General features: G+C 47.2%; 2 protein-coding genes and 1 pseudogene. 1 reads left to right on the plus strand and 2 read right to left on the minus strand.

The features are described from left to right. Positions 1–386: pseudogene (locus E0D98_RS23065) on the plus strand (fimbrial family protein); the annotation flags it as partial. Between the two features lie 38 nt (positions 387–424). Here the strand turns inward: E0D98_RS23065 and nhaR are convergent. After that, entirely contained in the window at positions 425–1,324 is a 900-nt protein-coding gene (nhaR, locus tag E0D98_RS23070; RefSeq protein WP_001300855.1) for a transcriptional activator NhaR, read from the minus strand. Positions 1,325–1,389: 65 nt separating this feature from the next. Beyond that, the gene (nhaA, locus tag E0D98_RS23075; protein ID WP_000681360.1) at positions 1,390–2,556 is read right to left on the minus strand and encodes a Na+/H+ antiporter NhaA; all 1,167 of its coding nucleotides are present in this window, start codon (positions 2,554–2,556) and stop codon (positions 1,390–1,392) included. Between the last annotated feature and the right edge of the window lie 270 nt (positions 2,557–2,826).

Here is a 2,826-nt window from a genome sequence, read left to right on the forward strand (position 1 = left end):
GATTTGTACTGTCTCGTATCAATAATGAAAATTATCAGTTTCATCATATAAGATTTGACTGCATCCAGGGCGAGCAAGGTGAATTAGTTTTTGAACCCAGTGATGTTGAATATTACTTTGAACCAGTGACGATACAGGAGTCAGGAACCAGCATATTAAAAAATGAGTTAGAAAACAGTGAGGACGGTGCGGGTCAAGTAGGCTTTCAACTCTCCAATGATGGTACGAATGAAATCCAGTATGGTAAAAGCAATTACTACTCTTTTCAGCATCCCCATGAAGGAAGTAATCAGATTCCTCTATTTATTCGCCCGCGTACATATGGAAATAATGTCTCAAGCGGGCAAATAATGAGCCGAGTCAAAATCGTGGTTATGTACAACTAATCTATCTCCCCCACCTTAACTTTGGGGGGAGGTGCCGATTAACGCGCCGCTGGACTAAAAAGCGCAGAATAATCCGTATTGCAGATTCGCTGTACCGCCGGGTGCTGAATCATCCGCTCAGCAAAAATAGCATGGTACTCTTCCATCACATTCTCGACGCGACCAATTTCTACGACAGTTTTATCGGCATAAAAGTCATATGCATAAAGCGTTGGGGCAACGAAGATTGCATTGTGCATCGCACCAAAAGCTTTCATCAACGCGGCATCATCAAACTCGCCGAGGATTTCTACGTTTAATCCCTGGGAGTTAAACCAGTTAAGCAATTTGCGCCCTAACATTGAACGTCGCCCAGGAATCAAAAGTCGCCGTTCTTCCAGACAAGCCGGGAACGGTTTTTCTGGTGGTGGATTTGTACACCAGAAACTCACGCCACATTCGCCAATTCTCACGGAGAACAGGCCTTCCTGCTGCGTAGAGTCTATCGGACAGTCAGAAATGATCATATCCAGTTTATGCTGACTTAATTGCTCCAGCAGCATTTCGTGGGTGGATTCGAAGCAGCGAAGATGAATGGGCTCGCCTTCTACCACTGCGGCGTTAAGTACGCTACTGACCAGGCGTTTGGAAAGTGCATCAGCCACACCAACGTCAAACAATAAATTGGATTCTTTGCGATAGTTCACAATATCCAGCATTTCCTGGCTTAAGGTGAACATTTTATCGGCATAGCGATAGACCAGTTCTCCCAGCTCGCTGGGTTCGAGACCACGTCCCTTGCGTTTAAATAATTTGCCTTGCAGGCGCTCTTCCAGCGCTCGAATCTGTCCGGTAATGGTTTGTGGAGTTAAATAAAGCGCCTCCGCTGCGCCAACCACGGAACCTTCTTTATAGACATGCCAGAAGTAATACAAGTGGTTGTAATTGATATGAGACATGCTCATTTCTCTCCCTGATAACAATGAAAAGGGAGCCGTTTATGGCTCCCCGGTAAACCGTCCTGTCAAACTGATGGACGCAAACGAACGCGTAACCAGCTGTATCCAATTACCGCCGAAGAGATAGAACCGACCAGGATACCGAGTTTCGCCCAGTTAATCAGTTCTGGATCTACGCTACCAAAGGCCAGGCTGGCAATAAAGATAGACATAGTAAAACCGATACCGCACAGGATCCCCACCGCCATAATTTGCTGATAAGTCGTTCCCTCAGGCAGATGCGCCAGTTTCAAACGCAGCGCCAACCAGCAGAACAGACTAATCCCCAGCGGTTTGCCAATCAGCAAGCCAGCGATGATCCCCAATGGCAGAATGGAGGTCAAGCCATCCAGCGTGACACCTTGCAGTGAAACGCCAGCATTAGCAAATGCAAACAGCGGCAAAATCAGATACGCCACCCACGGGTGTAACACATGCTCCAGTCGCTTCGCTGGAGAACGCCCATGCTTCTCTTTCAAAGGAATAAAGAAGCCGACAATTACCCCCGCCAGGGTTGCGTGAACCCCCGATTTCAACACCGCAGTCCACAACACTACGCCAACCAGAATATAGACGCCCGTGCGGCGTACACCACACAGATTCAATACCGCGAGTACCGCAATTGCTACAGCCGCGACGCCAAGAGAGGCCATCGATAAGTCATTAGTGTAGAACAATGCGATGATAATGATGGCCCCAAGATCGTCGATAATAGCCAGAGCCATCAAAAAGATCTTCAGCGCTAACGGAACACGACTTCCCAACAGCGCCAGCACACCAAGTGCAAAGGCAATGTCAGTAGCCGCCGGGATCGCCCACCCTTCGCGGGTAATCGGATCGGCATAGTTAAAGGCCAGATAGAGTAATGCCGGAACAATCATCCCACCAATAGCGGCGATAACTGGAAATGCGGCCTGGCGTAAGCTGGCTAGCGATCCTTGCATCAGTTCACGTTTAACTTCCAGACCGACTAACAGGAAAAATACCGCCATCAGCGCGTCATTTATCCATAACAGCATGTTTTTGTTGATTTCGAGTGAACCAACCCGGAGCTGAACCGGCGTCTCCAGAAAGTCGTGATACCATCCACTGGTTGCGCCGCTATTGGCCATAATCATCGCCAGGATAGCGGCAATGATAAGAATAATGCCTCCCGAGGCATCACTGCTAAAGAATCGATGCAGATGTTTCACTTTTTATTTCTCTTTCAGGTGAATAGATCGTTTTTACTATTCTACCCCGCACAAATCATCGTTAAAATCAGATTATAGTGTAGGAATAACTCGTTTTTTACGATCCATTGAAGAATTTGCGCCATCAGCGGTGAGATGAGTTTTTGACGGCTGTAAGCGCTCACGAGTGACCCTAAGCCCAGATAATCATAGCTTAAGGTGAGGATTTCTGAGGGATTAATTAGGAAAAGTAATAATTAATTTCTTGTCAGTCGGCGTTATTTGTTAGGA

The sequence above is a fragment of the Escherichia sp. KCJ4928 genome, assembly GCF_004352695.1.
Lineage (GTDB): Bacteria > Pseudomonadota > Gammaproteobacteria > Enterobacterales > Enterobacteriaceae > ECMA0423.

What these genes read in the sequence shown, in the direction of transcription:
- nhaR (WP_001300855.1), bottom strand. Translation starts at nt 1,324, where the DNA reads ATGTCTCATATCAATTACAACCACTTGTATTACTTCTGGCATGTCTAT.